Origin of the sequence: Enterobacter sp. JBIWA005 (genome assembly GCF_019968805.1) — a bacterium.
Taxonomy (GTDB): domain Bacteria; phylum Pseudomonadota; class Gammaproteobacteria; order Enterobacterales; family Enterobacteriaceae; genus Enterobacter; species Enterobacter vonholyi.
The window spans coordinates 700,100-726,649 of record NZ_CP074159.1 but is presented as its reverse complement, the minus strand read 5'-3'; the positions used below and the strand labels follow the sequence as shown (position 1 = coordinate 726,649).

The following is a 26,550-nucleotide window of genomic DNA, read 5'->3' as shown; positions in this document are numbered from 1 at the left end:
CATAAATACAGTGTGACGCTACTCATCGTTAAGGTTTCGTTAATTAATCTGCGTCACACTGCATCGCATCAGCTCTCTCATTATTGAGGTAAAAAGCGATGAACCCAACGCTACGTAATACGCTTCCCCATAAAGAAACGCCTTTTCTTCGCGTACTGCACATTCTTGTAGCCATACTGGTGCTGGCCCAAATTATCAATTCTAATTTCACCGAAAGCGAGGCCCTCCACGAATCCGGACTGAACGGAATTGTCACCTGGATCCATGTTATCTCAGGGTTTGGTTTAATTTTTTGTGGTATTGCCATGATGGCATGGATGTTAACCCAGCGCGGATTTAAGTATTACTACGCCTGGCTGGCGCTGGATTTTCGTGGAATCGTTGAAGATATTCGCACCCTCGCGCAGCGTCAATTACCTGACGCGCATGCTGGCGGTATGGCGGCAACGGTGCAAGGTCTGGGTGTGCTGGCGCTGCTGGGCGTTGCACTCTGCGGCGCGGCCTGGTTCGTGCTGAACGCCACGCTTGGGCCGGTTTCGTCCGTCACGGAATCCGTCTTAGATTTGCATAAATTCCTGACAGTTTTTATTGAGACATATTTCTGGGCACACGGTTTCATGGGCCTCGTTCATATGTACCTGACGCTACGCGCGCAGCGTAAATATCAGTATTCCGAATAAAACGGTTCGCAGAGCCCGGTGCTCCCGGGCTCCGTTTCACTCATCCGATCACACGTCTTTTACGCGGCAGGTCAGCAGGAGCGTCACGACGGATAGCGCCGCAATCATCCAGTAGACCGACGCATGGCCATAGCTTTGCGCCAGCGCCCCCTGAATCACGCCCGCCAGGATCACGCCGGTTGAAATACTGTTGGTAAAAAGCGTCGTTGCCGAGCCTGCACGGCCGGGCATCAGATCCTGGAACCAGAGCATGCCGATCCCGGCAACAATTCCAATAAACACGGCGTTAAACAGCTGCAGCGCCAGCAACGCTTCACGCGAATGGAAAAGGATCAACCCCGCGTAGAACAGTACCCCGGCCGCCACGGCGACGATCATCATCCGACGCTTTCCAAAGCGCTTAACGTAATAGCCCGCCAGAATCATCGCCGGAATTTCCAGCCCGGCGGCGGTTCCCATTAAGATCCCTGCGAGCTTGTCCGGTAAGCCCAGATCGCTGCTGATCCACAGCGGCATATCAATAATGTACATGGTGTTGCAGGTCCACATCAGCGTCGAGGCAATAAACAACATGCGGACGTTCTTGTCCTGCCAGCCGCTCACCTGGGTAACAGGTTTATCCGTCGCCTGTTCGACGCGGGCCACGGACGGCAGTGCGAAGGCTATCAGCACCAGGCTGATGACAAAAATCCCTGCCGCAATGGAGAACATGGTGGTAAAGCCATAGTTCAACGCCAGCATAAAGGCCAGCGGCGGACCAATGACCCACGCCAGCGAGAGCTGGGCACGCATCACCGAGCTGAACATCACCACTTCCCGCGCGGAGTTATCCGCATATTCACGGGCCAGGGCAAACAGCTGCGGCATAGCGGTGTTCGCCAGCGACGCCAGCAGCACGCCGCAGGTAATGAGCGTCAGATAATGACGATTGAAGGCAAAGAGCAGCGCGTTACCCACGGCCATGGCGCAGCAAAAGAGGATCAGCTTGCGGCGATCGCCCTGGCTGTCCGATCGTTTCGCCAGCGCGAGGCTGACCAGGATCCCGGCAATGGCATTGACGGTATAAAACAGGCCGACCCAAAACGGCTGAGCCCCCACCTCGCGGCTGAGAAACAGGCTCAGCGTCGGCGCCTGAAGCGCCCCCGCCACGCCCATCATAAAGGCCACCAGCATAAAAGCGGCATACACGCCGTTCAGGCGTCGCCCCATCGTCATCAACCACAGCATGCGCAAGTCCTTGTTAAAGCGAATCGAAATTGGGTGAATAGTAAACGAAAAAAGCCAGCAAAAACATTTTGCTGGCGGGTGATAAGCACCAATACTCAGTCACACATGATCGAGGCGAGTTAGCGGGAAGAGGTCGGTGTCGTAACGTCCCACTGCATCAATTCTTCTAACGTTTTCAGCCGTTGCTCTGCACACCGGCGGGCCAGCCAGGACGATCCTTTTGTCGCTGAAAAGTACTGCTGATAAAACTGACGTGCGGTAGACCTCTTCATAATTTACCTCCTCGCTTCATCGAGGAGAATTATTGGCCTAATATAGGGATAAATAAATTGCTGGTTTTTTGTCAGGAGTTCCCCTTTTATGCCTTCCGGTCGTCTGCAACAACAGTTTATCCGCCTCTGGCAGTGCTGCGAGGGACAATCGCAGGAGACCACGCTCAACGAGCTGGCGGACCTGCTTAGCTGTTCCCGCCGTCATATGCGCACGCTACTCAACACCATGCAGCAGCAGGGGTGGTTAAGCTGGGAAGCGGAAGCGGGACGCGGCAAACGTTCGCGGCTGACCTTCCTGTATACCGGACTGGCGTTGCAGCAGCAGCGCGCAGAAGATCTGCTCGAACAGGACCGCATCGATCAGCTGGTCCAGCTGGTGGGCGACAAGGCCGCCGTGCGCCAGATGCTGGTCTCCCATCTCGGACGCAGCTTTCGTCAGGGCCGACACATTCTTCGGGTGCTCTACTACCGTCCGATGAAAAATCTGTTGCCCGGCACGGCGTTACGCCGCTCGGAAACCCACATGGCCCGACAAATCTTCAGCGGCCTGACGCGCATAAATGAGGAAAACGGGGAACTGGAGGCGGATATTGCGCACCACTGGCAGCAGCTTTCCCCGCGCCACTGGCGCTTCTTCTTACGCCCCGGCATCCACTTTCACCACGGTCGCGAGCTGGAGATGCACGACGTCATCGCCTCTCTGGAACGCGCCCGCAGGCTGCCGCTCTACTCGCATATTTCGCGCATCCACTCCCCCACGGCCTGGACGCTGGACATTGAGCTGTCGCAGCAGGACAAGTGGCTTCCCTGGCTGCTGGGCTATGTACCGTCGATGATTTTGCCCGGCGAGTGGGAATCATTGAACAATTTTGCCAGCCTGCCGATTGGCACCGGGCCCTACTCCGTGTCCCGCAATAACAGCAACCAGCTGAAAATCCGTGCGTTCGATGACTACTTTGGCTATCGGGCGCTGATCGACGAAGTGAACGTGTGGGTATTGCCTGATCTCAATGAAGACCTGAGCTGCGGTCTGACGCTTGAAGGCCCCACCACCGGAGAAAAGGCCGTGGAGAGCCGCCTGGAGGAAGGATGCTACTATCTCCTGTTTGACCGCCGTACCCACCGCGGGGCAAACCAGGGCGTCCGCAAGTGGATCAGCCACGTGCTGTCCCCTTCCAATCTGATCTACCATGCGGAAGAGCAGTACCAGACATACTGGTTTCCGGCCTACGGCCTGCTTCCGCGCTGGCACCACGCCCGGCCGTCGCACTGCGACAAACCCGCAGGGCTGGAGTCCATCACCCTGACCTACTACCGCGAGCACGTGGAGCATCGTTTTATCGCGAGGATCATGACCCGCCTGCTGGCAGCCGAGGGGGTCAAGTTAGAGGTAAGAGAAGTGGACTATGACGAATGGCATCAGGGAGAGATCGCCAGCGATATCTGGCTCAACAGCGCTAATTTTACCCTGCCGCTCGATTTTTCATTATTTTCACATCTGTATGAAGTACCGCTGATCCAGCACTGCATCGATCGGGACTGGCAGCAGGACGCCGCCCTGTGGCGATCGGGCGAGATGAACCTTGCCGTTTGGTGCCAGCAGCTGCTGGCCGAGCAGGCGATCGTCCCGCTGATCCACCACTGGCTGATGATTCAGGGCCAGCGCAGCATGCGCGGCCTGCGGATGAACACTCTGGGCTGGTTTGATTTTAAATCCGCCTGGTTTGCGCCCCCGGAGCCATAACGCTTTCGTAATATTCACCAAATCATTACAATAGCGCCGTTCTCAACGGGGTGCTGCATCACAGATGTGCGCTGAGATAATACCCGTCGAACCTGATCCGGATAACGCCGGCGAAGGGATTTGAGGCTGTCGCTCAAAATCCTTTGCCACTCAACCCTGAGGTGCAAAGTGTTAAAAAAAGTTCTCCCCCTGCTGGCGCTGTTCGCGCTGCCTGCTTTTGCCAAGCCCGTCCTGACGGTCTACACCTACGACTCCTTCTCTGCCGACTGGGGTCCTGGCCCGGTTGTCAAAAAAGCCTTTGAAGCGGACTGCAACTGCGAGCTAAAGTTCGTGGCGCTTGAAGATGGCGTGTCGCTGCTCAACCGTCTGCGCATGGAAGGTAAAAACAGTAAAGCCGACGTGGTGCTCGGGCTGGATAACAACCTGCTGGAAGCCGCCTCGCAAACCAAACTGTTTGCCAAAAGCGGCGTCGCGGCAGATGCCGTTAACGTGCCGGGCGGCTGGAAGAACGACACCTTTGTGCCGTTCGACTATGGCTACTTTGCTTTTGTTTACGACAAAAATAAGCTGAAAAACCCGCCGAAGAGCCTGAAAGAGCTGGTCGAAAGCGATCAGAAGTGGCGCGTAATTTACGAAGATCCGCGGACCAGCACGCCGGGCCTGGGCCTGCTGCTATGGATGCAAAAGGTCTACGGGGATAAAGCACCGGAAGCATGGCAGAAGCTGGCCGCTAAAACCGTCACCGTGACCAAAGGCTGGAGCGAAGCCTACGGCCTGTTCCTCAAAGGCGAAAGCGACCTGGTGCTGAGCTACACCACCTCCCCGGCCTACCACATTATCGCCGAGAAGAAAGACAACTATGCAGCCGCAGATTTTGCAGAAGGGCACTATCTGCAGGTGGAAGTGGCCGCGCGTACCGCTGCCAGCAAACAGCCGGAGCTGGCCGAGAAGTTCCTGAAGTTTATGGTTTCACCGGCGTTCCAGAACGCCATTCCAGCGGGCAACTGGATGTATCCGGTTACTAACGTTGCGCTGCCTGCAGGTTTCGAGCAGTTGACCAAACCGAAAACCTCGCTGGAGTTTACGCCTCAGCAGGTCGCCGCGCAGCGTGCCGCATGGGTAAGCGAATGGCAACGCGCCGTCAGCCGTTGATTCCCGGCTGGTTACTTCCCGGGCTGCTCGCCGCCGCCGTGATGGTAGCGGTCAGCCTGGGGGCTTTTCTTGCATTGTGGTTTAACGCGCCAGGGAGCGACCTGCTCGCCCTCTGGCACGACAGCTACCTCTGGCACGTTATCCGGTTCTCCTTCTGGCAGGCGTCTCTTTCTGCCCTGCTGTCGGTGATCCCGGCTATTTTTCTGGCACGCGCTCTGTATCGACGGCGATTTCCCGGCAGGCAGGCCCTGCTGCGCCTGTGCGCCATGACGCTGATCCTGCCCGTGCTGGTGGCGGTATTTGGTATTCTAAGCGTTTACGGTCGCCAGGGCTGGCTGTCTTCACTGTTCGGTCAGCTTGGCCTGGAATGGTCATTCTCGCCTTACGGACTGCAGGGCATTCTGCTGGCGCACGTATTTTTCAATATGCCGATGGCAACGCGCCTCTTTTTGCAGGCGCTGGAAAATATTCCCGGCGAACAGCGTCAGATTGCCGCCCAGCTCGGCATGCGCGGCGTGTCGTTCTTCCGCTTTGTCGAATGGCCGTGGCTTCGCCGCCAGCTCCCGCCCGTGGCGGCGTTAATCTTTATGCTCTGCTTTGCCAGCTTTGCCACCGTGCTGTCACTCGGCGGCGGGCCGCAGGCCACCACCATTGAGCTGGCGATTTACCAGGCGCTGAGTTACGACTACGATCCCGGTCGCGCCGCGCTGCTGGCGATGGTGCAGATGGCGTGCTGTCTTGCGCTGGTGCTGTTGAGCCAGCGGCTGAGTAAAGCCATTCCCGCTGGCAGTCATCAAATAACCGGCTGGCGCGATCCGCAGGACAGCCTGCACAGCCGCGTCAGTGATTTTATCCTGATCGCGCTGGCGCTTCTGCTACTGCTGCCGCCGCTGATGGCCGTTATTGTTGACGGATTGAACCTCAATCTCGGGTCCGTCCTGCAACAGCCCGTTCTCTGGCAAGCCACCTGGACCTCGCTGCGTATCGCCCTCGCTGCCGGATTACTGTGCGTCCTCCTGACCATGATGCTGCTGTGGAGCAGCCGTGAGCTCTACGCCCGCCAGGCGCAAAAAGCCGGACAAATGCTGGAGCTGACGGGCATGCTGATCCTGGCGATGCCGGGCATCGTGCTGGCAACGGGCTTCTTTTTACTGTTTAACAGCACCTTCGGCCTGCCGGAAAGGGCAGATGGCATTGTGATTTTCACCAACGCCTTAATGGCCATCCCCTACGCGCTCAAGGTGCTGGAAAACCCGATGCGCGACGTCAACAGCCGCTACGGTTTGCTGTGCCAGTCGCTGGGGATGCAGGGCTGGCAGCGGCTGAAGGTAGTCGAACTGCGCGCGCTAAAACGCCCGCTGGCGCAGGCGCTGGCGTTTGCCTGCGTGCTCTCTATTGGAGACTTTGGCGTCGTGGCGCTGTTCGGCAATGACGATTTCCGCACGCTTCCGTACTGGCTTTATCAGCAAATCGGCTCTTACCGCAGTCAGGATGGCGCGGTTACCGCGCTGTTACTGCTGCTGCTGTGCTTTGCCTTATTTACCGTTATCGAAAAACTCCCGGGGCGTGATGTTAAAACTGACTGATGTAACCTGGCTCTATCAGCATCTGCCGATGCGCTTCACACTCTCCGTTCAGCAGGGCGAGCGGATTGCGGTGCTTGGCCCAAGCGGTGCCGGGAAAAGCACCTTGCTCAATTTGATCGCCGGCTTTCTGCAACCTGCCAGCGGGTCGATAGCCATCGATAATCGTGATTTCACCAACGCCCCTCCGGCTAAACGTCCTGTGTCGATGCTGTTTCAGGAAAACAACCTGTTTACCCATCTGACGGTGCGGCAAAACATCGCGCTGGGAATGCATCCGGGGCTCAGGCTGAACGATGCCCAACGCGAAAAACTTGAAGTGATTGCCGCACAGATGGGGATCGCTGAATTCATCGACAGGCTGCCGGGCGAGCTCTCCGGCGGCCAGCGTCAGCGCGTGGCGCTGGCGCGTTGTCTGGTGCGCGAGCAGCCGCTTCTGCTGCTGGATGAGCCCTTCTCGGCGCTCGATCCCGCGCTGCGTCAGGAGATGCTCGCCCTGGTGCAGGAGGTCTGCCAGCGTCAGCAGCTGACGATGCTGATGGTTTCGCACAGTATTGAGGATGCAGCACGGATTGCGCCGCGATCGGTGGTGGTTGCCGAAGGGCGAATTGCGTGGGATGGGAAGACGGAAGAGCTGCTGAGTGGTAAAGCGGGGGCGTCTTCACTGTTGGGCATTCGTGCCGTCTGATGCCCTCACCCTGACCCTTTCCCACAGGGAGAGGGAATAAACATTAACGGCTCACCACCTTCAGCAGAATTTCGCCGTACACCGGCATCAGCGGGTGACGAATCAGCGCGACCAGGGCTACCGCAGCCACACCCAGCGTCAGCGGAGCCAGCCAGAGCAGGCGAGTACGCGGGAGGTAGCGCGTCAGGCGATCGACACTGGCTTTAGCGCTGCGCCACAGTCGCCAGCAGAGCCAGACCGCCAGCCACAGCAGCAGCGCCGTGCCCAGCAGCAGCCACTTAAACTCACCGCTTTGCATCCCGTCCGGAATATCAATGGCAGCACCCGCGAGGATCCCCGGCAGGAAGTAGAACGGCGGCCAGAAGACGCAGCCGATAATGTTCGGCACCACGAATTTCGCGACGGGCAGATCCAGCATCCCGGCCACCATTGGCACCAGCGGACGCGTTGGCCCGACAAAGCGCCCGACGAGGATGGTAAACATGCTGTGCTGATGCAGCGCATGCTCGGTTTTATCCAGCAAGGCTTTGTTCTTTTTCATGAACGACCAGCGGTGCAGCGGCTTCTTAAAGCGCCAGCCCAGCCAGAAGGAGATCCAGTCGCCGAGCAGGCAGCCGATAATCCCGGCGAGCCACGCCTGCCAGAAATTAACCTCGCCGCTGCCAATCAGCGCACCAAGCCCTGCCATCATTACGGTGCCGGGCAGGATTAACCCGACGAGCGCCAGCGACTCCAGAAACGCCACCAGCGCCACGGCGATGAGCGAGTACATAACGGACTGGGTAATAAAGTGTTCCAGCAATGCCTGCATAACTATTCCGGTCAGAAAACGAATCAGCGATTCTGCTTAGCGCCCCGCACCGCGTCAAGGCAACAATTGTCTGAATAGTTTACAGGTTGCTTTCCGCATTCACCTGTTTGTTTATCTTTTTTTACCGATTATTCACATCCCGCGCGGAATTCACTCGGACTGGCACCGGTACATTTTTTAAATACGCGGGAGAAATAGAGCTGATCCTCAAAGCCTACGTTGCGTCCCACGGTGGCGATGGGCATCCGGGTGGTGCTGAGCAACAGTTTCGCCTGGCTGATGCGCTGATCTTCACGCCAGCTCAATACGCTGACGCCCAGCTGCTGGCGGAACAGATGCGACAGCCGCGACGGCGACAGGCAGACGTGCTGAGCAACGCTGGCGATATCAAACTGGCTATCGGCCAGGTGGTCGCTGATGTACTGGCAGGCGTCGCGCACGCGGTTATCCAGCGGCGGGTTAAGCGACTCGTTAATCGCCTCCATCCGTCGCAGCAGCAGCTGTTCAAGGAGGTTTATCGCCAGCAGTTCGGCATAGCGACCACCGGCCTGCCCCGCCTCGATAATCTGGGCAAAAAGCTCGCGAAACTGCGCAAGATGAACCTCGTCCGGGCGATAAAAACCGGTGTGCGCAAAAATTGCTGGCCAGGAAAGCCACTCCTGCCAGTAGGCGCGCGGACGGAAGTAAACCCACTGGTGATACCACTCTTTGGCCTCAGGATGACGGCCATAGTGGTGGATCTCACCCGGCGGGAACAGCAGGATATCCCCTGGGCGGCAGACAAACTGCTGGTCACCGTTCTTGATGATTCCTTCCCCTCGCACGGTGAGGTTGAGGATATACCCTTTCATCCCAAGCGGTCGGTCGACGTAAAAATCGAGATATCCCTCAGCCTCGATAGGGGTCAGTCCCGCCACAAGGTGCGCGTTAAACGAGTATCCCGGCAGCAGGGGATCGTTTTGCGTTTCGGCCATAGATTCAGTTCTCCCAAGGGTCCTGAAGGAAACCAATTGTCCATATCACTAAAAGCAGCTTAAAAATGGCCCGCGTAAAGATCTAAAAAGCATCACGCCGCTTTTACGTCCGCCATGTTTCAGCCTTTCCCCCTGATTTCTTCGCCAGAGCAAGCAGATAACCAGTAACAAAAGTGTCTATAAGTGCGGCAGAAATGTCCACATTGAATATTTGCACGGCGTCACACTTTCCGTTGTAACAGCAATTTAGTCCATAAGATTAGCGGATCCTGCCTGACGACTTTTTCCCCCAGTCTCTAATGTTCTTCCATACCTGTTTTTTCGATGGAGCAACACCATGGCAATTGCGATTGGCCTCGATTTTGGCAGCGATTCGGTTCGCGCGCTGGCAGTGGACTGTACGTCCGGCCAGGAGATAGCAACCAGCGTTGAGTGGTACCCGCGCTGGCAAGAGGGGCGCTACTGTGATGCGCCGAACAACCAGTTCCGCCACCACCCGCGTGACTATATCGAGTCGATGGAAGCGGCGATCAAAACCGTCCTGGCCGAACTGACTGACGCCCAGCGAGCTGAGATTGTGGGGATTGGCGTCGACAGCACCGGCTCCACGCCAGCCCCTGTGGATGCCGAAGGACGCGTGCTGGCGCTGCGCCCGGAGTTTGCCGACAACCCGAACGCCATGTTCGTGCTGTGGAAAGACCACACCGCCGTGGAAGAGGCCGAAGCCATTACGCGCTTATGCCATCAGCCCGGCAAAACAGACTACTCGCGCTACATCGGCGGGATTTACTCCAGCGAATGGTTCTGGGCCAAGATCCTCCACGTCACCCGTGCCGACGACTCCGTTGCGCAGGCTGCCGCGTCATGGGTTGAACTGTGCGACTGGGTGCCTGCCCTGCTCTCCGGCACCACCCGCCCGCAGGATATCCGCCGCGGTCGCTGCAGCGCCGGGCATAAATCCCTGTGGCATGAAAGCTGGGGCGGCCTGCCGCCTGCCGCGTTCTTTGATGAACTCGACCCGATTATCAACAAGAGGCTGACATACCCGCTGTTTACCGACACCTTCACCGCCGATGTTCCCGTCGGCACCCTCTGCGAAGAGTGGGCGACGCGCCTCGGTCTGCCGCAGAACGTGGCGATCTCCGGCGGCGCCTTTGACTGCCATATGGGCGCCGTGGGCGCGGGCGCACAGCCAAACACGCTGGTCAAAGTCATCGGGACTTCCACCTGCGACATCCTGACGGCGGATAAAGCCACCGTCGGCGACCGCGCGGTGAAAGGCATCTGCGGACAGGTTGACGGCAGCGTGGTGCCGGACTTCATCGGCCTGGAAGCCGGTCAGTCCGCGTTTGGCGATATCTACGCCTGGTTTGGCCGCGTGCTGGGCTGGCCGTTGGACCAGCTGGCGGCGGCGCATCCTGAACTGAAAACACGGATAGCCGAGAGCAAAAAGCAGCTCCTGCCGCAGCTCACCGAAGCCTGGGCAAAAAATCCTTCTCTCGATCACCTCCCGGTGGTGCTGGACTGGTTTAACGGCCGTCGTACGCCGTTCGCCAACCAGCGTCTGAAAGGGGTGATTACCGATCTCAACCTGGCGACCGACGCGCCTGCGCTGTTCGGCGGCCTGATTGCCGCAACGGCCTTCGGCGCCCGCGCGATTATGGAGTGCTTCACCGGGCAGGGTATCGGCGTGAATAACGTGATGGCGCTGGGTGGTATTGCCCGTAAAAACTCGGTGATCATGCAGGCCTGCTGCGACGTGCTGAACCGTCCGCTGCAGATTGTGGCCTCCGATCAGTGCTGCGCGCTGGGCGCGGCGATTTTCGCCGCCGTGGCCGCAGGCGTCCATGCGGATATCCCGACCGCTCAGCAGCATATGGCGAGCGCCGTCGAAAATACGCTCCAGCCGCGTGCCGAGCAGGCACAACGCTTTGAACAGCTTTATCAGCGCTACCAGCAATGGGCAAAAAGCGCCGAACTTCACTATCTCCCTGTCGCCGCCCCGGCCAAAAGCACCGCGGACACTACGGCAACCCTGACCCATTAAGGACACGATGATGACCATTTTTAATAACTATGAAGTGTGGTTTGTGATTGGCAGCCAGCATCTGTACGGACCGGAAGCGCTGCAGCAGGTGACAAAACACGCGGAGCACGTCGTTAACGCGCTGAATGCGGAAGCCAAGCTGCCGTGCAAACTGGTGCTGAAACCGCTGGGCACAACGCCGGACGAAATCACTCACATCTGCCGCGACGCCAACTACGACGATAAATGCGCCGGTCTGGTGGTGTGGCTGCACACCTTCTCCCCCGCAAAAATGTGGATCAACGGCCTGTCTATCCTCAACAAACCGCTGCTGCAGTTCCACACCCAGTTCAACGCCTCCCTGCCGTGGGACAGCATCGACATGGACTTTATGAACCTGAACCAGACCGCGCACGGCGGCCGCGAGTTTGGCTTCATCGGCGCGCGTATGCGTCAGCAGCATGCGGTCGTGACTGGCCACTGGCAGGATGGCAAAGCGCAACAACGTATCGGCTCCTGGATGCGCCAGGCAGTCTCTAAGCAGGATACCCGCCACCTGAAAGTGGTGCGTTTCGGCGACAACATGCGTGAAGTGGCGGTCACCGACGGCGACAAAGTGGCCGCGCAGATCAAGTTCGGCTTCTCCGTGAATACCTGGGCCGTGGGCGACCTGGTGCAGGTGGTGAATGAAATCAGCGATGGCGACGTGAGCGCGCTGGTGGACGAATACGAAAGCAGCTACCGCCTGACGCCTGCGGCACAAATCAACGGCGACAAGCGCCAGAACGTGCTGGACGCGGCGCGCATCGAGCTGGGCATGAAGCGCTTCCTGGAACAGGGCGGCTTCCACGCCTTTACCACCACCTTTGAAGACCTCCACGGCCTGAAACAGCTTCCGGGCCTGGCGGTACAACGTCTGATGCAGCAGGGCTACGGCTTTGCGGGCGAGGGCGACTGGAAAACTGCCGCTCTGCTTCGCATCATGAAGGTGATGTCGACCGGTCTGCAGGGCGGCACCTCCTTTATGGAGGACTACACCTACCACTTCGAAAACGGCAACGACCTGGTGCTCGGCTCGCACATGCTGGAAGTCTGCCCTTCCATCGCGGTAGAGGAAAAACCAATCCTGGACGTGCAGTACCTCGGTATTGGCGGTAAAGCCGATCCGGCGCGTCTGATCTTCAACACCCGCACGGGCCCGGCCATCAACGCCAGCCTGATCGATCTCGGCGATCGTTTCCGCCTGCTGGTGAACTGCGTCGATGCGGTTGAAACCCCACATTCTCTACCGAAACTGCCGGTCGCCAACGCCCTGTGGAAAGCACAGCCGGATCTGCCGACCGCGTCAGAAGCCTGGATCCTCGCAGGTGGCGCGCACCACACCGTCTTCAGCCACGCGCTGGATCTGAACGACATGCGTCAGTTTGCCGAGCTGCACGATATCGAACTGACCGTCATTGATAATGATACCCGCCTGCCCGCCTTCAAGGACGCGCTGCGCTGGAACGAAGTCTATTACGGTTCAAAACGCTAAAGCACGTAATGCCCGGTGGCGCTGCGCTCGCCGGGCAGGGAGACAACCATGTTAGAAGATCTCAAACGTCAGGTACTTGAAGCCAACCTGGCGCTGCCAAAGCATAACCTGGTGACACTCACCTGGGGCAACGTCAGCGCCGTTGACCGGGAAAAAGGGGTATTCGTGATCAAGCCTTCGGGCGTGGATTACACGGTGATGACCGCAGAGGATATGGTCGTGGTCAGCATCGAAACAGGTGAAGTGGTGGAAGGAAACAAAAAACCGTCCTCCGATACGCCGACCCACCGCCTGCTGTACCGCTCATTCCCGCCCATCGGCGGTATCGTGCATACCCATTCGCGCCACGCCACCATCTGGGCGCAGGCGGGTCAGCCCATCCCGGCGACCGGCACCACCCACGCGGATTACTTTTACGGCACCATTCCCTGCACGCGTCTGATGACCGATGCAGAAATCAACGGCGAGTATGAGTGGGAAACCGGCAACGTGATCGTTGAAACCTTCGAAAAACGGGGAATCGACGCGGCGCAAATGCCCGGCGTGCTGGTGCACTCCCACGGCCCGTTTGCCTGGGGGAAAAACGCAGAAGACGCGGTGCATAACGCCATCGTGCTTGAAGAGATCGCCTATATGGGGATCTTCTGTCGACAGCTGGCGCCGCAGCTGCCGGATATGCAGCAAACCCTGCTGGATAAGCATTACCTGCGCAAGCACGGCGCGAAGGCCTACTACGGGCAGTAAACTGTATATAAACCCAGCATTAAAATCTTAACCAGGCTATAATCAGGCCTGGTTTTGTTTTCTGGGATAACGGCGTGGCGCAGGTGCAAGAAGGCTTTTTACTGACCCGACACTGGCGGGATACCCCTCAGGGCACTGAGGTCGCGTTCTGGCTGGCGACGGAAAACGGTCCGCTGCACGTTACGCTCCCCCCGCAGGAATCCGTGGCTTTTATTCCGGAAGCGCACGTCGAAAAAGTGAAAGAGCTGCTGCGCGGCGAAAACGGCTGGCGTATCACTCCGCTTGAGCTGAAAGATTTCCACCGTCAGCCGGTTTATGGCCTCTACTGTCGCGCCCATCGTCAGCTGATGCGCTATGAAAAACTGCTGCGCGAAGCAGACGTGACGCTCTACGAAGCGGATATCCGCCCACCGGAACGCTTTCTGATGGAGCGGTTTATTACCGCGCCCGTCTGGGTGGACGGCATCGCGCATAACGGCAGCCTCGTTAACGCGCGGCTGAAGCCGAACCCGCACTACCGCCCGCCGCTGAAGTGGGTATCACTGGATATCGAAACCACCCGCCACGGCGAACTGTACTGCATTGGTCTGGAAGGCTGCGGCGATCGGGTTGTCTATATGCTCGGGCCGCCGAATGGTAATGCCTCCGCGCTGGATTTCCGGCTTGAGTACGTCAACAGCCGCCCGCAGCTGCTGGAGAAGCTTAACCAGTGGTTTGCCGACTACGATCCCGACGTCCTGATCGGCTGGAACGTGGTGCAGTTCGATCTGCGCGTGCTGCAAAAGCACGCCGAGCGTTACCGCATTCCGCTGATGCTCGGGCGCGGCAACAGCGAGCTGGAATGGCGCGAGCACGGTTTTAAGAACGGCGTCTTCTTCGCACAGGCGAACGGTCGCCTGATTATCGACGGCATTGAGGCGCTGAAATCCGCCTTCTGGAACTTCTCTTCATTCTCCCTCGAAGCGGTGGCGCAGGAGCTGCTTGGCGAAGGTAAATCCATCGACAACCCCTGGGACAGAATGGACGAGATTGACCGGCGCTTTAACGAAGACAAGCCCGCGCTCGCCACCTATAACCTGAAAGACTGCGAGCTGGTCACGCAGATATTCCACAAAACCGAGATTATGCCGTTCCTGCTGGAGCGCGCGACGGTGAACGGCCTTGCGGTCGACAGGCATGGTGGATCGGTTGCCGCCTTTAGCCACCTCTATTTTCCCCGAATGCACCGGGCAGGATACGTCGCTCCCAACCTTGGGGACGTGCCGCCGCAGGCCAGCCCCGGCGGATATGTCATGGACTCCCGACCAGGATTGTATGACTCCGTTCTGGTGCTGGACTACAAAAGCCTCTACCCGTCGATAATTCGCACCTTCCTGATCGACCCCGTCGGGCTGGTGGAAGGCCTGGCCCAGCCGGATGATGAACACAGCACCGAAGGCTTCCTCGGCGCACGCTTCTCGCGGGAAAAGCACTGTCTGCCTGAGATAGTGGGAAACATCTGGCACGGCCGAGATGAGGCCAAGCGCCACGGCAACAAGCCGCTATCGCAGGCGCTGAAAATCATCATGAACGCCTTTTACGGCGTGCTGGGCACCAGCGCCTGCCGCTTCTTTGACCCGCGTCTGGCGTCGTCGATCACCATGCGCGGACACGAGATCATGCGCCAGACCAAAGCGCTGATTGAGTCCCGGGGCTATGACGTCATCTACGGCGACACGGACTCCACCTTTGTATGGCTTAAGGGTGCGCATTCCGAAGACGATGCCGCGCAAATCTGCAAAGCGCTGGTTACCTTCGTGAACGACTGGTGGCAGGAACATCTGCAGAAAGCGCGCTTAACCAGCGCGCTGGAGCTTGAATTTGAAACCCATTTTGCCCGCTTTTTAATGCCCACCATTCGCGGTACCGATCAGGGCAGCAAGAAGCGCTACGCCGGGCTAATTCAGGAAGGCGACGCGCAGCGGATGGTCTTTAAAGGGCTGGAGACGGTACGTACCGACTGGACGCCGCTGGCGCAGCAGTTCCAGCAGACGCTTTATCTGCGGGTGTTCCGCAATGAGCCGTATCAGGACTACGTGCGCGAGACGATAGCCAGCCTGATGGCGGGCGAACTTGACGCGCAGCTGGTGTACCGCAAGCGCCTGCGCCGTCCGCTGGCGGAGTACCAGCGTAACGTTCCTCCGCACGTCCGCGCCGCGCGTCTGGCAGATGAAGAAAACGTCCGCCGCGGCCGCGCGCCGCAGTATCAGAACCGGGGGACCATCAAATACGTCTGGACGATTAACGGCCCGGAACCGGTGGATTATCAGCACTCGCCTCTGGATTATGAACACTATCTGACGCGTCAGCTTCAGCCGGTTGCCGACGGAATTTTGCCCTTCATCGACGATGATTTTGCTACACTGGTTACAGGGCAACTTGGCCTATTTTGACGCGTGACGAAATGGCTGCCATCCAGTACCATAGCGCCCTTTCCATTCCCGGACCCATTTTTCGATGACCGTTTTTTCTGACGGTAGTCGAACTATTGCCTGCAATTAAAGATTAGAGCCGAACAACTATGCCTTTTACACTTGGTCAACGCTGGATCAGCGATACAGAAAGCGAACTTGGATTAGGAACCGTCGTAGCAATCGATACGCGTATGGTTACCCTCCTCTTCCCTGCCACCGGTGAAAACCGTCTGTACGCTCGCAATGACTCCCCTGTAACCCGCGTGATGTTTAATCCGGGTGACACCGTGACCAGCCATGACGGCTGGCAGCTCAAGATTGAAGACGTAAAAGAAGAGAATGGACTGCTCGCCTACATCGGGACTCGCCTGGACACCGACGAGTCAAATGTCATCCTGCGTGAAGTGTTGCTCGACAGCAAGCTGGTGTTCAGCAAGCCGCAGGACCGCCTGTTTGCCGGGCAAATCGACCGTATGGATCGCTTCTCCCTGCGCTATCGCGCGCGTAAGTTCCAGAGTGAACAGTACCGCATGCCGTGGAGCGGCCTGCGCGGCCAGCGCACCAGCCTGATCCCCCACCAGCTGAACATCGCCCATGACGTGGGCCGTCGCCACGCGCCGCGCGTGCTGCTGGCAGATGAGGTGGGCCTGGGTAAAACCATTGAAGCGGGCATGATCCTGCATCAACAGCTGCTTTCCGGCGCTGCCGAACGCGTGCTGATTGTGGTGCCAGAAACCCTGCAGCACCAGTGGCTGGTTGAAATGCTGCGCCGCTTTAACCTGCGTTTCTCCCTGTTCGACGACGAACGCTATGCCGAAGCGCAGCATGATGCGGACAACCCTTTTGAAACCGAACAGCTGGTGATCTGTTCCCTGGACTTCGTGCGCCGCAGCAAGCAGCGTCTAGAGCACCTGTGCGATGCCGAGTGGGATTTGATGGTGGTCGACGAAGCGCACCACCTGGTCTGGAGTGAAGACGCGCCGAGCCGCGAATATATGGCTATCGAGCAGCTTGCCGAGCGCGTGCCTGGCGTCCTGCTGCTGACCGCAACGCCGGAACAGCTGGGTCTGGAAAGCCACTTCGCCCGTCTGCGCCTGCTCGATCCAAACCGTTTCCACGACTTCGGGCAGTTTGTGGAAGAACAGAATAACTACCGTCCGGTTGCGGATGCCGTCGCGCTGCTGCTGGCGGGCAAGCGTCTTTCTGATGATGAACTCAACACCCTGAGCGATCTGATTGGCGAGCAGGATATCGAGCCGCTGCTGCAGGCCGCTAACAGCGACAGCGAGAACGCGGAATCCGCGCGTAAAGAACTTATCGACATGCTGATGGATCGCCACGGCACCAGTCGCGTGCTGTTCCGTAACACCCGTAACGGCGTCAAAGGCTTCCCGAAACGCGAGCTGCACACCATCAAGCTGCCGCTGCCGACGCAATATCAGACGGCCATTAAAGTTTCCGGCATTATGGGCGCGCGCAAAACGCAGGAAGAGCGCGCTCGCGACATGCTCTACCCGGAACAAATCTACCAGGAATTTGAAGGCGATACCGGCACCTGGTGGAACTTCGATCCGCGCGTAGAGTGGCTGATGGGCTACCTGACCGCGCACCGTTCCCAGAAGGTGCTGGTGATCTGCGCCAAGGCGGCCACCGCGCTGCAGCTGGAGCAGGTCCTGCGCGAGCGCGAAGGCATTCGCGCCGCCGTGTTCCACGAAGGCATGTCCATCGTTGAACGCGACCGCGCCGCGGCGTGGTTTGCCGAAGAGGACAGCGGCGCTCAGGTTATGCTGTGCTCTGAAATCGGTTCTGAAGGCCGTAACTTCCAGTTCGCCAGCAACCTGGTGATGTTCGATCTGCCGTTCAACCCCGATCTGCTGGAGCAGCGTATCGGCCGTCTGGACCGTATCGGTCAGGCCCATGATATTCAGATCCACGTGCCATATCTGGAAAAAACGGCCCAGTCCGTGCTGGTGCGCTGGTTCCACGAAGGTCTGGACGCGTTTGAACATACCTGCCCGACGGGCCGCACCATTTACGATCAGGTGCATGGCGATCTGATCGGCTACCTGGCCGCGCCGGAAAACACCGACGGCTTTGACGATCTGATTAAGTCCTGTCGTGAGAAGCACGACGCGCTAAAAGCGCAGCTGGAACAGGGCCGCGACCGCCTGCTTGAGATCCACTCCAACGGCGGTGAAAAAGCGCAGGCGCTTGCCGAAAGTATTGAAGAACAAGATGATGACACCAGTCTGATCAGCTTCTCCATGAACCTGTTCGACATCGTCGGCATCAACCAGGACGACCGCGGCGAGAACCTGATTGTCCTGACCCCGTCCGATCACATGCTGGTTCCGGATTTCCCGGGCCTGCCGGAAGATGGCTGTACCATCACCTTCGAGCGTGATGTGGCGCTGTCCCGCGAAGACGCCCAGTTTATCACCTGGGAGCACCCGCTGATCCGCAACGGTCTGGACCTGATCCTCTCCGGCGATACCGGCAGCAGCACCATCTCCCTGTTGAAGAACAAGGCGCTGCCGGTGGGTACCCTGCTGCTGGAGCTGATCTACGTTGTGGAAGCGCAGGCGCCGAAACAGCTGCAGCTCAACCGCTTCCTGCCGCCAACGCCTGTCCGCCTGCTGCTGGACAAAAACGGTACGAACCTGGCGGGACAGGTTGAATTCGAGAGCTTCAACCGACAGCTGAGCGCGGTGAACCGCCATACCGGCAGCAAGCTGGTTAACGCGGTCCAGCAGGACGTGCACGCTATTCTGCAACAGGGCGAAACCCAGATCGAGAAAGCGGCCAGAGCGCTGATTGATGCCGCGCGCGCGGAAGCCGACGAGAAACTGTCTGCTGAGCTGTCGCGTCTGGAAGCGTTGAAGGCCGTGAACCCTAACATCCGTGACGACGAACTGGCAGCGATTGAAAGCAACCGTCAGCAGGTGCTGGAAAGCCTCAATCAGGCTAGCTGGCGCCTGGATGCCCTGCGTCTTATCGTTGTGACGCATCAGTAACCGGAGCGCAAGATGGTGATGGAGCCGTACAATCCGCCGCAGGATCCCTGGCTGGTCATTCTGTATCAGGATGAACACATTATGGTGGTCAACAAGCCCAGCGGGCTGTTGTCCGTGCCGGGTCGTCTGGACGAGCACAAAGACAGCGTGATGACGCGCATTCAGCGCGATTATCCTCAGGCGGAGTCTGTCCATCGCCTGGACATGGCGACCAGCGGCGTGATTGTGGTGGCGCTGAACAAAGCGGCGGAACGCGAGCTGAAGCGCCAGTTCCGCGAGCGCGAGCCGAAGAAGCAGTATGTCGCCCGCATCTGGGGTCACCCGGCGCAGGCCGAAGGGCTGGTGGATTTACCGCTGATCTGCGACTGGCCGAACCGGCCAAAGCAGAAGGTGTGTTATGAAACCGACAAGGCCGCGCAGACCGAGTATGAAGTGCTTGAGTACGCGCCGGATAATACCGCGCGCGTCCTGCTAAAGCCGATTACCGGACGCTCGCATCAGCTGCGCGTGCATATGCTTGCGCTGGGTCATCCGATTCTGGGCGACAGGTTTTACGCGCCGCCTGAAGCGCTGGCCTTAGCGCCACGTCTGCAGCTGCACGCGCAGACGCTCACCATCACCCATCCGGCCTTCGGTAACGCGATGACGTTTAAAGCCCCGGTGGACTTCTAAAAAAAAACCCGACATCGTCGGGCTTTTTCTATTTGAAACCTTTCTTCTCTTTAATCAGTTCGTACGCTTTCTGAATTTCCTGCGCTTTTTGCTTCGCCATCTCCATCATTTCTGGCGGTAAGCCTTTCGCGACCAGTTTATCCGGATGATGTTCGCTCATGAGCTTACGATAGGCACGTTTAATTGTGGTCTGATCGTCAGAGGGCTTAACGCCAAGCACATTGCAGGCATCTTCCAGCGTCGGACCACGCTGCGCCTGCTGCCAGGCACCGCCGGACGACTGCTGGTGATAGCCACCGCCAAACTGTGCCCCGCCCTGCATCATGCGCAGGAACTGGTCGAACTGCATACGGGAGATGCCCAGCTCTTCCGCAATGACGTACAGCACGTCACGTTCATTAGGGTGTAGTGAACCGTCCGCGAAGGCCGCCTGGATTTGAATTTCCAGAAACATCCGAATTAAATCAAAACGTCCAAAACAGATGCTGCGGAACTGACGCATTTTTTCGCGAAGCGGATAGTTATCGGATTTCCCGATGCGAAACGCATTTTGCGCTTCCAGACGGGAGTCGCCGTGCAGGTTCATGCGATCCATAAAAACGCTGGCAATCTGAATATCGGCTTCTGTGACACGCCCTTTGGATTTGGTTAAGTGCCCCATGACCTCAAAGGTGGTGGAGAAAAAGAGTGACTGACGCTCGCGCTGATTGGCAAACCAGGCCATTTTGCGGCTGCGCGCCTTATCAAACATATGGCCAATAATAAGCCCCAGCACAATTCCCCAGAACCCGGCACCCATGATGATGGCGAACGCAACGCCGATTATTTTACCCCAATACTGCATATACTCCCCGGATAGTCATATTCCTTGCCGACGCAACGTCATCATCACTGTGTTCAAGTCACGGTCAATTGAAGGACATCGCCTATAATTTGCTTTATCATACTCGTCATTCGATAGCGAGCCTAACACTCTGGCACGCAAACGGGCAGGATTAACGCTGGTACTGCGCAGATGAGTAAGATAGTCTCTGAGCGTTTATAAGCCGTAGCCACTGATGACGGAACAATAAAATACAACGTATGAAAAAACGTATCCCCACCCTCCTGGCCACAATGATTGGCTCCGCCCTGTACAGTCAACAGGGTCTGGCGGCCGATCTTGCCTCGCAGTGTATGCTTGGCGTCCCAAGTTATAATCGCCCACTGGTGAGTGGCGATACAAATAGCTTGCCGGTAACTATTACTGCCGACAGTTCAAAAGGGACTTACCCTGACAATGCCACGTTTACGGGCAATGTCGATATTAACCAGGGCAATAGCCGCCTGCAGGCAGATGAAGTGCAGCTGCACCAGAAACAACCGGAAGGTGCGGCCGAGCCGGTACGAACGGTGGATGCGCTGGGTAATGTGCACTATGACGACAATCAGGTCATCCTGAAAGGTCCGAAAGCCTGGTCAAACCTGAATACGAAAGATACTAACGTCTGGAAAGGTGATTACCAGATGGTGGGTCGCCAGGGGCGCGGTGACGCAGACCTGATGAAACAGCGCGGTGAAAACCGCTATACGATCCTGGAAAACGGTACGTTCACGTCATGTCTGCCGGGTTCAAATACCTGGAGCGTGGTCGGGAGCGAGGTTATCCATGACCGCGAAGAACAGGTCGCAGAGATCTGGAACGCCCGCTTCAAGCTGGGTCCGGTGCCCATATTCTATAGCCCTTATCTGCAGCTTCCCGTGGGTGACAAACGTCGCTCCGGTTTCCTGATCCCGAATGCCAAATACAGCACGTCGAACTACTTTGAGTTCTACCTGCCGTATTACTGGAACATCGCGCCAAACATGGATGCGACGATCACGCCGCACTATATCCACAAGCGCGGTAACATCATGTGGGAGAACGAGTTCCGCTATCTGACCCAGGCTGGTGCGGGTCTGATGGAGCTGGATTATCTGCCGTCGGATAAAGTTTTCCAGGACGAGCATCCAACCGAAGGCGATAAGCACCGCTGGATGTATTTCTGGCAGCATTCCGGGGTGATGGACAAGGTCTGGCGTTTCAACGTCAACTACACCAAAGTCAGTGACCCGAACTACTTCAATGATTTCTCATCCAAATACGGTTCGAGTACTGATGGCTATGCCACACAGATTTTCAGCGTTGGCTACGCGGTTCAGAACTTCGATGCGACGGTAACCAACAAACAGTTCCAGGTATTCTCCAGCCAGACGGCAAGTACCTATGGCGCCGAGCCTCAGCTGGACGTTAACTGGTACCAGAATGACGTGGGTCCGTTCGACACTCGTATTTATGGCCAGGCCGTGCATTTTGTGAACACCAATTCCAATATGCCGGAAGCCACCCGTGTTCACCTGGAGCCCGTTATCAACTTGCCATGGTCGAATGACTGGGCAAGCCTGAATACGGAAGCCAAGCTGATGGCGACCCATTATCAGCAAAAAAATATTGATGATTACAATACCAGCAACAACGCCCATCTTGAGGAATCCGTAAACCGTACGCTTCCGCAGTTCAAAATGGACGGTAAGCTGATCTTCGAACGCAATATGGCACTTCTGGCGGATGGCTATACCCAGACGCTGGAGCCACGTATGCAGTACCTGTACGTGCCTTATCGCGACCAGAGCAACATCAATAACTACGACTCCTCTTTACTGCAATCTGACTATAGCGGCCTGTTCCGCGATCGTACCTACGGCGGCCTTGACCGCATCGCCTCAGCGAACCAGTTAACGACCGGGGTCACATCGCGCGTTTATGATGACGCTGCCGTTGAACGTTTTAACGTTTCTGTTGGTCAAATCTACTATTTCACCGAGTCTCGCACGGGCGATGACAATATCAAGTGGGAGAAAGATAACAAGACAGGTTCGCTGATTTGGGCTGGTGACACCTACTGGCGTATGACCGATCGTTGGGGTCTGCGCGGCGGCGTCCAATATGACACCCGTCTCGACAATATCGCCAACAGTACGGCGGCGATTGAGTATCGCCGGGATGAAGATCGTATGGTGCAGTTGACCTATCGTTATGCCAGCCCGCGTTATGCCAGCCCGGAATATATTCAGGCGACGCTACCGAACTATGGTACTGCCGAGCAGTATAAAGACGGTATTTCGCAGGTGGGTGGCGCAGCGAGTTGGCCAATCGCCGACCGCTGGTCAATCGTAGGCGCTTACTACTTCGATACTAACGCCAATAAAGCTGCTGACCAGATGGTTGGTCTGCAATATAACTCCTGCTGTTACGCGCTGCGTCTCGGCTACGAACGTAAGCTTAACGGCTGGAACAGTGAAAACAATCAGAGCAAATACGATAACGTGATTGGCTTTAACTTCGAGTTACGCGGCCTGAGTTCCAACTACGGTCTGGGTACGCAGAAAATGCTGCGCTCGAATATTCTGCCGTACAGTAGCGCCTTGTAATGTGCTTGATTTGCAACGTAATCCGCTTTGCGGTTAATTGAAATGGAAAAAGTATGAAGAACTGGAAAACGCTGCTGCTCGGTGTCGCTATGGTTGCGAATACCAGCTTCGCCGCCCCCCAGGTTGTTGATAAAGTCGCTGCTGTGGTTAACAACGGCGTTGTGCTTGAAAGTGACGTTGACGGTCTGATGAAATCGGTGAAGCTCAATTCGGGTGAAGCCGGTCAACAGCTTCCGGATGACGCCACGCTGCGCCACCAGATCCTGGAGCGTCTGATCATGGATCAGATCGTTCTGCAGATGGGGCAGAAAATGGGTGTGAAGATCACTGACGAGCAGCTCGATCAGGCGATCGCTAACATCGCGAAGCAGAACAATATGTCTTTAGACCAGATGCGCAGCCGTCTGGCCTATGACGGCATCAGCTACGCCACCTACCGTAATCAGATCCGTAAAGAGATGCTGATTTCGGAAGTGCGTAACAACGAAGTGCGTCGCCGCGTGACTATCCTGCCTCAGGAAGTGGACGCGCTGGCAAAACAGGTGGGTAACCAGAACGATGCGAGCACAGAGCTGAACCTGAGCCACATCCTGATCCCACTGCCAGAGAACCCAACTTCCGATCAGGCTGCGGAAGCTGAAAGCCAGGCGCGTTCTATTGTCGAACAGGCGCGTAACGGCGGAGACTTTGGCAAGCTGGCTATCACCTACTCCGCTGACCAACAGGCGCTGAAAGGCGGCCAGATGGGCTGGGGACGTATTCAGGAGCTGCCATCCATCTTTGCTCAGGCGCTGAGCACGGCGAAGAAAGGGGATATCGTGGGTCCAATCCGTTCAGGCGTGGGCTTCCACATTCTGAAGGTGAACGATCTGCGTGGCCAGAGCCAAAATATCTCCGTCACCGAAGTTCACGCTCGCCATATTCTTCTGAAACCGTCACCGATCATGACTGACGATCAGGCGCGTGCGAAGCTGGAACAGATTGCAGCAGACATTAAGAGCGGTAAAACCTCTTTTGCGAAGGCAGCAAAAGAGTTCTCGCAGGATCCAGGCTCTGCTAACCAGGGCGGCGATCTGGGCTGGGCGGCTGCGGATATTTACGATCCAGCCTTCCGCGATGCGTTGATGAAGCTGAACAAAGGCCAGATCAGCGCGCCGGTCCACTCTTCGTTTGGCTGGCATCTGATCGAGCTGATGGACACCCGTAACGTTGATAAAACGGATGCGGCACAGAAAGACAGAGCCTACCGTATGCTGTTTAACCGTAAGTTCTCTGAAGAAGCAGCCACCTGGATGCAGGAACAACGCGCCAGCGCATACGTGAAAATTCTGAGCAACTAATGAAACAGCATCGTGTTGTGATCACGCCCGGCGAACCCGCCGGGATTGGGCCTGACCTCGTTGTCCAGCTCGCCCAGCGCAGCTGGCCTGTAGAACTTGTTGTCTGCGCCGATGCAACACTGTTACAAGACCGGGCAACGCTGCTCGGTCTGCCTTTAACGCTTATCCCTTACGTTGAAGGCCAACAGCCTGCACCGCAGCAAGCCGGTACACTCACCCTTCTTTCTGTTCCGCTTCGTACACCGGTTATTCCGGGACAACTCAGCACGGAAAACGGCCACTATGTCGTGGAAACCCTGGCGCGCGCCTGCGACGGTTGCCTGAAGGGCGAATTTGCCGCCCTGATTACCGGTCCCGTCCATAAAGGCGTCATCAACGAAGCGGGTATACCGTTTACCGGGCATACGGAGTTCTTCGAAGAGCGCTCACGTAGCCCGAAAGTGGTGATGATGCTGGCGACGGAGGAAATGCGCGTTGCGCTGGTGACCACCCATCTGCCGATCAAAGCCATTCCGGATGCGATCACCCCTGAACTCCTGCGCGAGATCATCGGGATTTTGCACCACGATCTGCAGACAAAGTTTGGGATACCGCAGCCGCATGTGCTGGTCTGTGGCCTGAATCCGCACGCCGGCGAAGGCGGGCACATGGGCACCGAAGAGATCGACACCATTATTCCGGTGCTCAACGAAATGCGGGCGAAGGGGATGAACCTCAGCGGGCCGCTGCCTGCAGATACTCTTTTCCAGCCGAAATACCTGGATAATGCCGACGCCGTGCTCGCGATGTACCACGATCAGGGCCTGCCCGTGCTAAAATACCAGGGCTTTGGCCGTGGGGTGAATATCACCCTCGGTTTACCCTTTATTCGAACGTCCGTTGACCACGGTACTGCGCTGGATCTGGCAGGCCAGGGAAAAGCGGATGTCGGCAGTTTTATTACGGCGCTTAATCTCGCCATCAAAATGATTGTTAATACTCAATGACTAATCGAGTCCATCAGGGCCACTTAGCCCGTAAACGTTTCGGGCAAAACTTCCTTAACGATCAGTTCGTGATCGAAAGCATTGTCTCGGCTATTAATCCGCAAAAAGGTCAGGCGATGGTCGAAATCGGCCCGGGTCTTGCCGCGCTGACCGAGCCGGTAGGCGAACGCCTTGACGAGCTGACCGTCATCGAACTGGACCGCGATCTGGCCGCTCGCCTGCAAACGCACCCGTTCCTCGGGCCGAAGCTGACCATCTATCAGCAGGACGCCATGACCATGAACTTTGGCGAACTGTCGGAAAAAATGGGCCAGCCGCTGCGCGTCTTCGGCAACCTGCCGTACAACATCTCCACGCCGCTCATGTTCCACCTCTTTAGCTATACTGATGCCATTGCCGACATGCACTTCATGTTGCAAAAAGAGGTTGTTAACCGTCTGGTTGCAGGCCCGAACAGTAAAGCGTATGGTCGTTTAAGCGTGATGGCACAATATTACTGCAACGTGATCCCGGTACTCGAAGTACCGCCGTCAGCGTTCACACCACCACCGAAAGTGGATTCAGCGGTTGTGCGCCTTGTACCGCACAAAACGAAACCGTATCCGGTTAAAGATCTGCGTGTACTGAGCCGCATTACCACTGAAGCCTTTAACCAGCGTCGTAAAACGATCCGTAACAGCCTCAGCAATTCCTTTACCGTTGAGGTGTTAGCCGAACTGGGAATCGACCCGGCAATGCGTGCGGAGAACATTTCCGTAGAGCAATACTGCAAGCTGGCTAATTACATCAGCGATAATGCGCCGCCGAAGGAGAGTTAAGCCATGATTGATTCGCCCCGCGTATGTGTCCATGTACAAAGCGTCTATGTTGAATCACAGTCATCGCCGGACGAAGAACGTTTTGTCTTTGCTTACACCGTGACCATTCGCAATCTGGGGCGGACGCCCGTGCAGCTGCGCGGACGCTACTGGCTTATCACCAACGGCAATGGCCGCGAAATCGAAGTTCAGGGTGAAGGTGTGGTCGGTGAACAGCCCCACATCGCCCCTGGCGAAGAGTACCAGTACACCAGCGGCGCGGTGATTGAAACGCCGATGGGTACGATGCAGGGCCATTATGAAATGGTCGATGTCGATGGCAATGATTTCCGCGTTGCCATTCCCGTGTTCCGTCTCGCCGTAACCACACTTATTCATTAAT

General features: G+C 57.2%; 21 protein-coding genes and 1 riboswitch. Of the genes, 16 read left to right on the top strand and 5 right to left on the bottom strand.

The window, feature by feature from the left end:
- The first annotated feature begins 98 nt into the window (after nucleotides 1–98).
- Complete coding sequence (locus tag KGP22_RS03425) at nucleotides 99–680, top strand: cytochrome b/b6 domain-containing protein (RefSeq protein WP_111964050.1); 582 nt, start codon at nucleotides 99–101, stop codon at nucleotides 678–680.
- Between the two features lie 48 nt (nucleotides 681–728).
- On the opposite strand, the gene KGP22_RS03420 is transcribed toward KGP22_RS03425, so the two are convergent.
- A complete protein-coding gene (locus KGP22_RS03420) occupies nucleotides 729–1,907 on the bottom strand; it encodes a sugar efflux transporter (protein WP_023334489.1) in 1,179 nt (392 codons plus the stop codon).
- Between the two features lie 119 nt (nucleotides 1,908–2,026).
- Nucleotides 2,027–2,179 (bottom strand): glucose uptake inhibitor SgrT, encoded by a 153-nt coding sequence (sgrT, locus tag KGP22_RS03415; RefSeq protein WP_023334488.1) that lies wholly within the window; start codon nucleotides 2,177–2,179, stop codon nucleotides 2,027–2,029.
- 88 nt (nucleotides 2,180–2,267) lie between these two features.
- On the opposite strand from sgrT, the gene sgrR reads away from it, so the two are divergent.
- The 4 genes from sgrR to thiQ all read left to right on the top strand — a co-directional run bounded on the left by sgrR (nucleotide 2,268) and on the right by thiQ (nucleotide 7,346).
- Nucleotides 2,268–3,923 carry an HTH-type transcriptional regulator SgrR gene (gene sgrR, locus KGP22_RS03410; protein ID WP_111964052.1) on the top strand — a complete coding sequence of 552 codons (1,656 nt, stop codon included), beginning with the start codon at nucleotides 2,268–2,270 and terminating at the stop codon, nucleotides 3,921–3,923.
- Between the two features lie 36 nt (nucleotides 3,924–3,959).
- A riboswitch (TPP riboswitch) is annotated at nucleotides 3,960–4,060 on the top strand.
- 31 nt (nucleotides 4,061–4,091) lie between these two features.
- The gene (gene thiB, locus KGP22_RS03405) at nucleotides 4,092–5,075 is read left to right on the top strand and encodes a thiamine ABC transporter substrate binding subunit (protein WP_069303662.1); all 984 of its coding nucleotides are present in this window, start codon (nucleotides 4,092–4,094) and stop codon (nucleotides 5,073–5,075) included.
- Nucleotides 5,051–6,661 carry a thiamine/thiamine pyrophosphate ABC transporter permease ThiP gene (gene thiP, locus KGP22_RS03400; protein ID WP_149367723.1) on the top strand — a complete coding sequence of 537 codons (1,611 nt, stop codon included), beginning with the start codon at nucleotides 5,051–5,053 and terminating at the stop codon, nucleotides 6,659–6,661. The genes thiB and thiP overlap by 25 nt, the downstream gene beginning before the upstream one ends.
- Nucleotides 6,645–7,346: a thiamine ABC transporter ATP-binding protein ThiQ gene (gene thiQ / locus KGP22_RS03395; protein WP_149367724.1), complete on the top strand. Its 702-nt coding sequence runs from the start codon at nucleotides 6,645–6,647 to the stop codon at nucleotides 7,344–7,346. The genes thiP and thiQ overlap by 17 nt, the downstream gene beginning before the upstream one ends.
- 43 nt (nucleotides 7,347–7,389) lie before the next feature.
- On the opposite strand, the gene KGP22_RS03390 is transcribed toward thiQ, so the two are convergent.
- Both KGP22_RS03390 and araC read right to left on the bottom strand, forming a co-directional pair.
- The gene (locus tag KGP22_RS03390; protein WP_111964056.1) at nucleotides 7,390–8,157 is read right to left on the bottom strand and encodes a DedA family protein; all 768 of its coding nucleotides are present in this window, start codon (nucleotides 8,155–8,157) and stop codon (nucleotides 7,390–7,392) included.
- Between the two features lie 128 nt (nucleotides 8,158–8,285).
- Nucleotides 8,286–9,131, bottom strand: coding sequence for an arabinose operon transcriptional regulator AraC (gene araC, locus KGP22_RS03385; protein WP_149367725.1), 846 nt, complete (start codon nucleotides 9,129–9,131; stop codon nucleotides 8,286–8,288).
- A 337-nt stretch (nucleotides 9,132–9,468) separates the two neighbouring features.
- Here araC and araB point away from each other — a divergent pair, with 337 nt between their 5' ends.
- From araB to rluA, 6 genes are all read left to right on the top strand, one after another.
- Nucleotides 9,469–11,178: a ribulokinase gene (gene araB / locus KGP22_RS03380; RefSeq protein WP_223581224.1), complete on the top strand. Its 1,710-nt coding sequence runs from the start codon at nucleotides 9,469–9,471 to the stop codon at nucleotides 11,176–11,178.
- Nucleotides 11,179–11,188: 10 nt separating this feature from the next.
- Nucleotides 11,189–12,691 carry an L-arabinose isomerase gene (gene araA, locus KGP22_RS03375; protein ID WP_032649842.1) on the top strand — a complete coding sequence of 501 codons (1,503 nt, stop codon included), beginning with the start codon at nucleotides 11,189–11,191 and terminating at the stop codon, nucleotides 12,689–12,691.
- 48 nt (nucleotides 12,692–12,739) lie between these two features.
- Nucleotides 12,740–13,435, top strand: a complete 696-nt coding sequence (araD, locus tag KGP22_RS03370) for an L-ribulose-5-phosphate 4-epimerase (RefSeq protein ID WP_223581223.1) — start codon at nucleotides 12,740–12,742, stop codon at nucleotides 13,433–13,435.
- Nucleotides 13,436–13,509: 74 nt separating this feature from the next.
- Nucleotides 13,510–15,867 (top strand): DNA polymerase II, encoded by a 2,358-nt coding sequence (gene polB, locus KGP22_RS03365; RefSeq protein WP_223581221.1) that lies wholly within the window; start codon nucleotides 13,510–13,512, stop codon nucleotides 15,865–15,867.
- A 128-nt stretch (nucleotides 15,868–15,995) separates the two neighbouring features.
- A complete protein-coding gene (rapA, locus tag KGP22_RS03360; protein ID WP_133293761.1) occupies nucleotides 15,996–18,902 on the top strand; it encodes an RNA polymerase-associated protein RapA in 2,907 nt (968 codons plus the stop codon).
- Nucleotides 18,903–18,914: 12 nt separating this feature from the next.
- Nucleotides 18,915–19,574 (top strand): bifunctional tRNA pseudouridine(32) synthase/23S rRNA pseudouridine(746) synthase RluA, encoded by a 660-nt coding sequence (gene rluA, locus KGP22_RS03355; protein ID WP_223581219.1) that lies wholly within the window; start codon nucleotides 18,915–18,917, stop codon nucleotides 19,572–19,574.
- 28 nt (nucleotides 19,575–19,602) lie between these two features.
- On the opposite strand, the gene djlA is transcribed toward rluA, so the two are convergent.
- On the bottom strand, nucleotides 19,603–20,418 hold the full coding sequence (gene djlA / locus KGP22_RS03350; protein WP_008502016.1) for a co-chaperone DjlA: 816 nt from the start codon (nucleotides 20,416–20,418) through the stop codon (nucleotides 19,603–19,605).
- A gap of 239 nt (nucleotides 20,419–20,657) precedes the next feature.
- Here djlA and lptD point away from each other — a divergent pair, with 239 nt between their 5' ends.
- The 5 genes from lptD to apaG are packed head-to-tail and all read left to right on the top strand — an operon-like array spanning nucleotide 20,658 to nucleotide 26,549.
- A complete protein-coding gene (lptD, locus tag KGP22_RS03345; RefSeq protein WP_223581217.1) occupies nucleotides 20,658–23,024 on the top strand; it encodes an LPS assembly protein LptD in 2,367 nt (788 codons plus the stop codon).
- A gap of 53 nt (nucleotides 23,025–23,077) precedes the next feature.
- On the top strand, nucleotides 23,078–24,364 hold the full coding sequence (gene surA, locus KGP22_RS03340; RefSeq protein WP_223581215.1) for a peptidylprolyl isomerase SurA: 1,287 nt from the start codon (nucleotides 23,078–23,080) through the stop codon (nucleotides 24,362–24,364).
- A complete protein-coding gene (pdxA, locus tag KGP22_RS03335) occupies nucleotides 24,364–25,350 on the top strand; it encodes a 4-hydroxythreonine-4-phosphate dehydrogenase PdxA (protein WP_032660737.1) in 987 nt (328 codons plus the stop codon). Before surA ends, pdxA begins: the two co-directional genes overlap by 1 nt.
- Nucleotides 25,347–26,168, top strand: coding sequence for a 16S rRNA (adenine(1518)-N(6)/adenine(1519)-N(6))-dimethyltransferase RsmA (gene rsmA, locus KGP22_RS03330; RefSeq protein ID WP_023310362.1), 822 nt, complete (start codon nucleotides 25,347–25,349; stop codon nucleotides 26,166–26,168). Before pdxA ends, rsmA begins: the two co-directional genes overlap by 4 nt.
- Before the next feature lie 3 nt (nucleotides 26,169–26,171).
- Entirely contained in the window at nucleotides 26,172–26,549 is a 378-nt protein-coding gene (apaG, locus tag KGP22_RS03325) for a Co2+/Mg2+ efflux protein ApaG (protein ID WP_008502021.1), read from the top strand.
- Nucleotide 26,550: the final 1 nt, after the last annotated feature.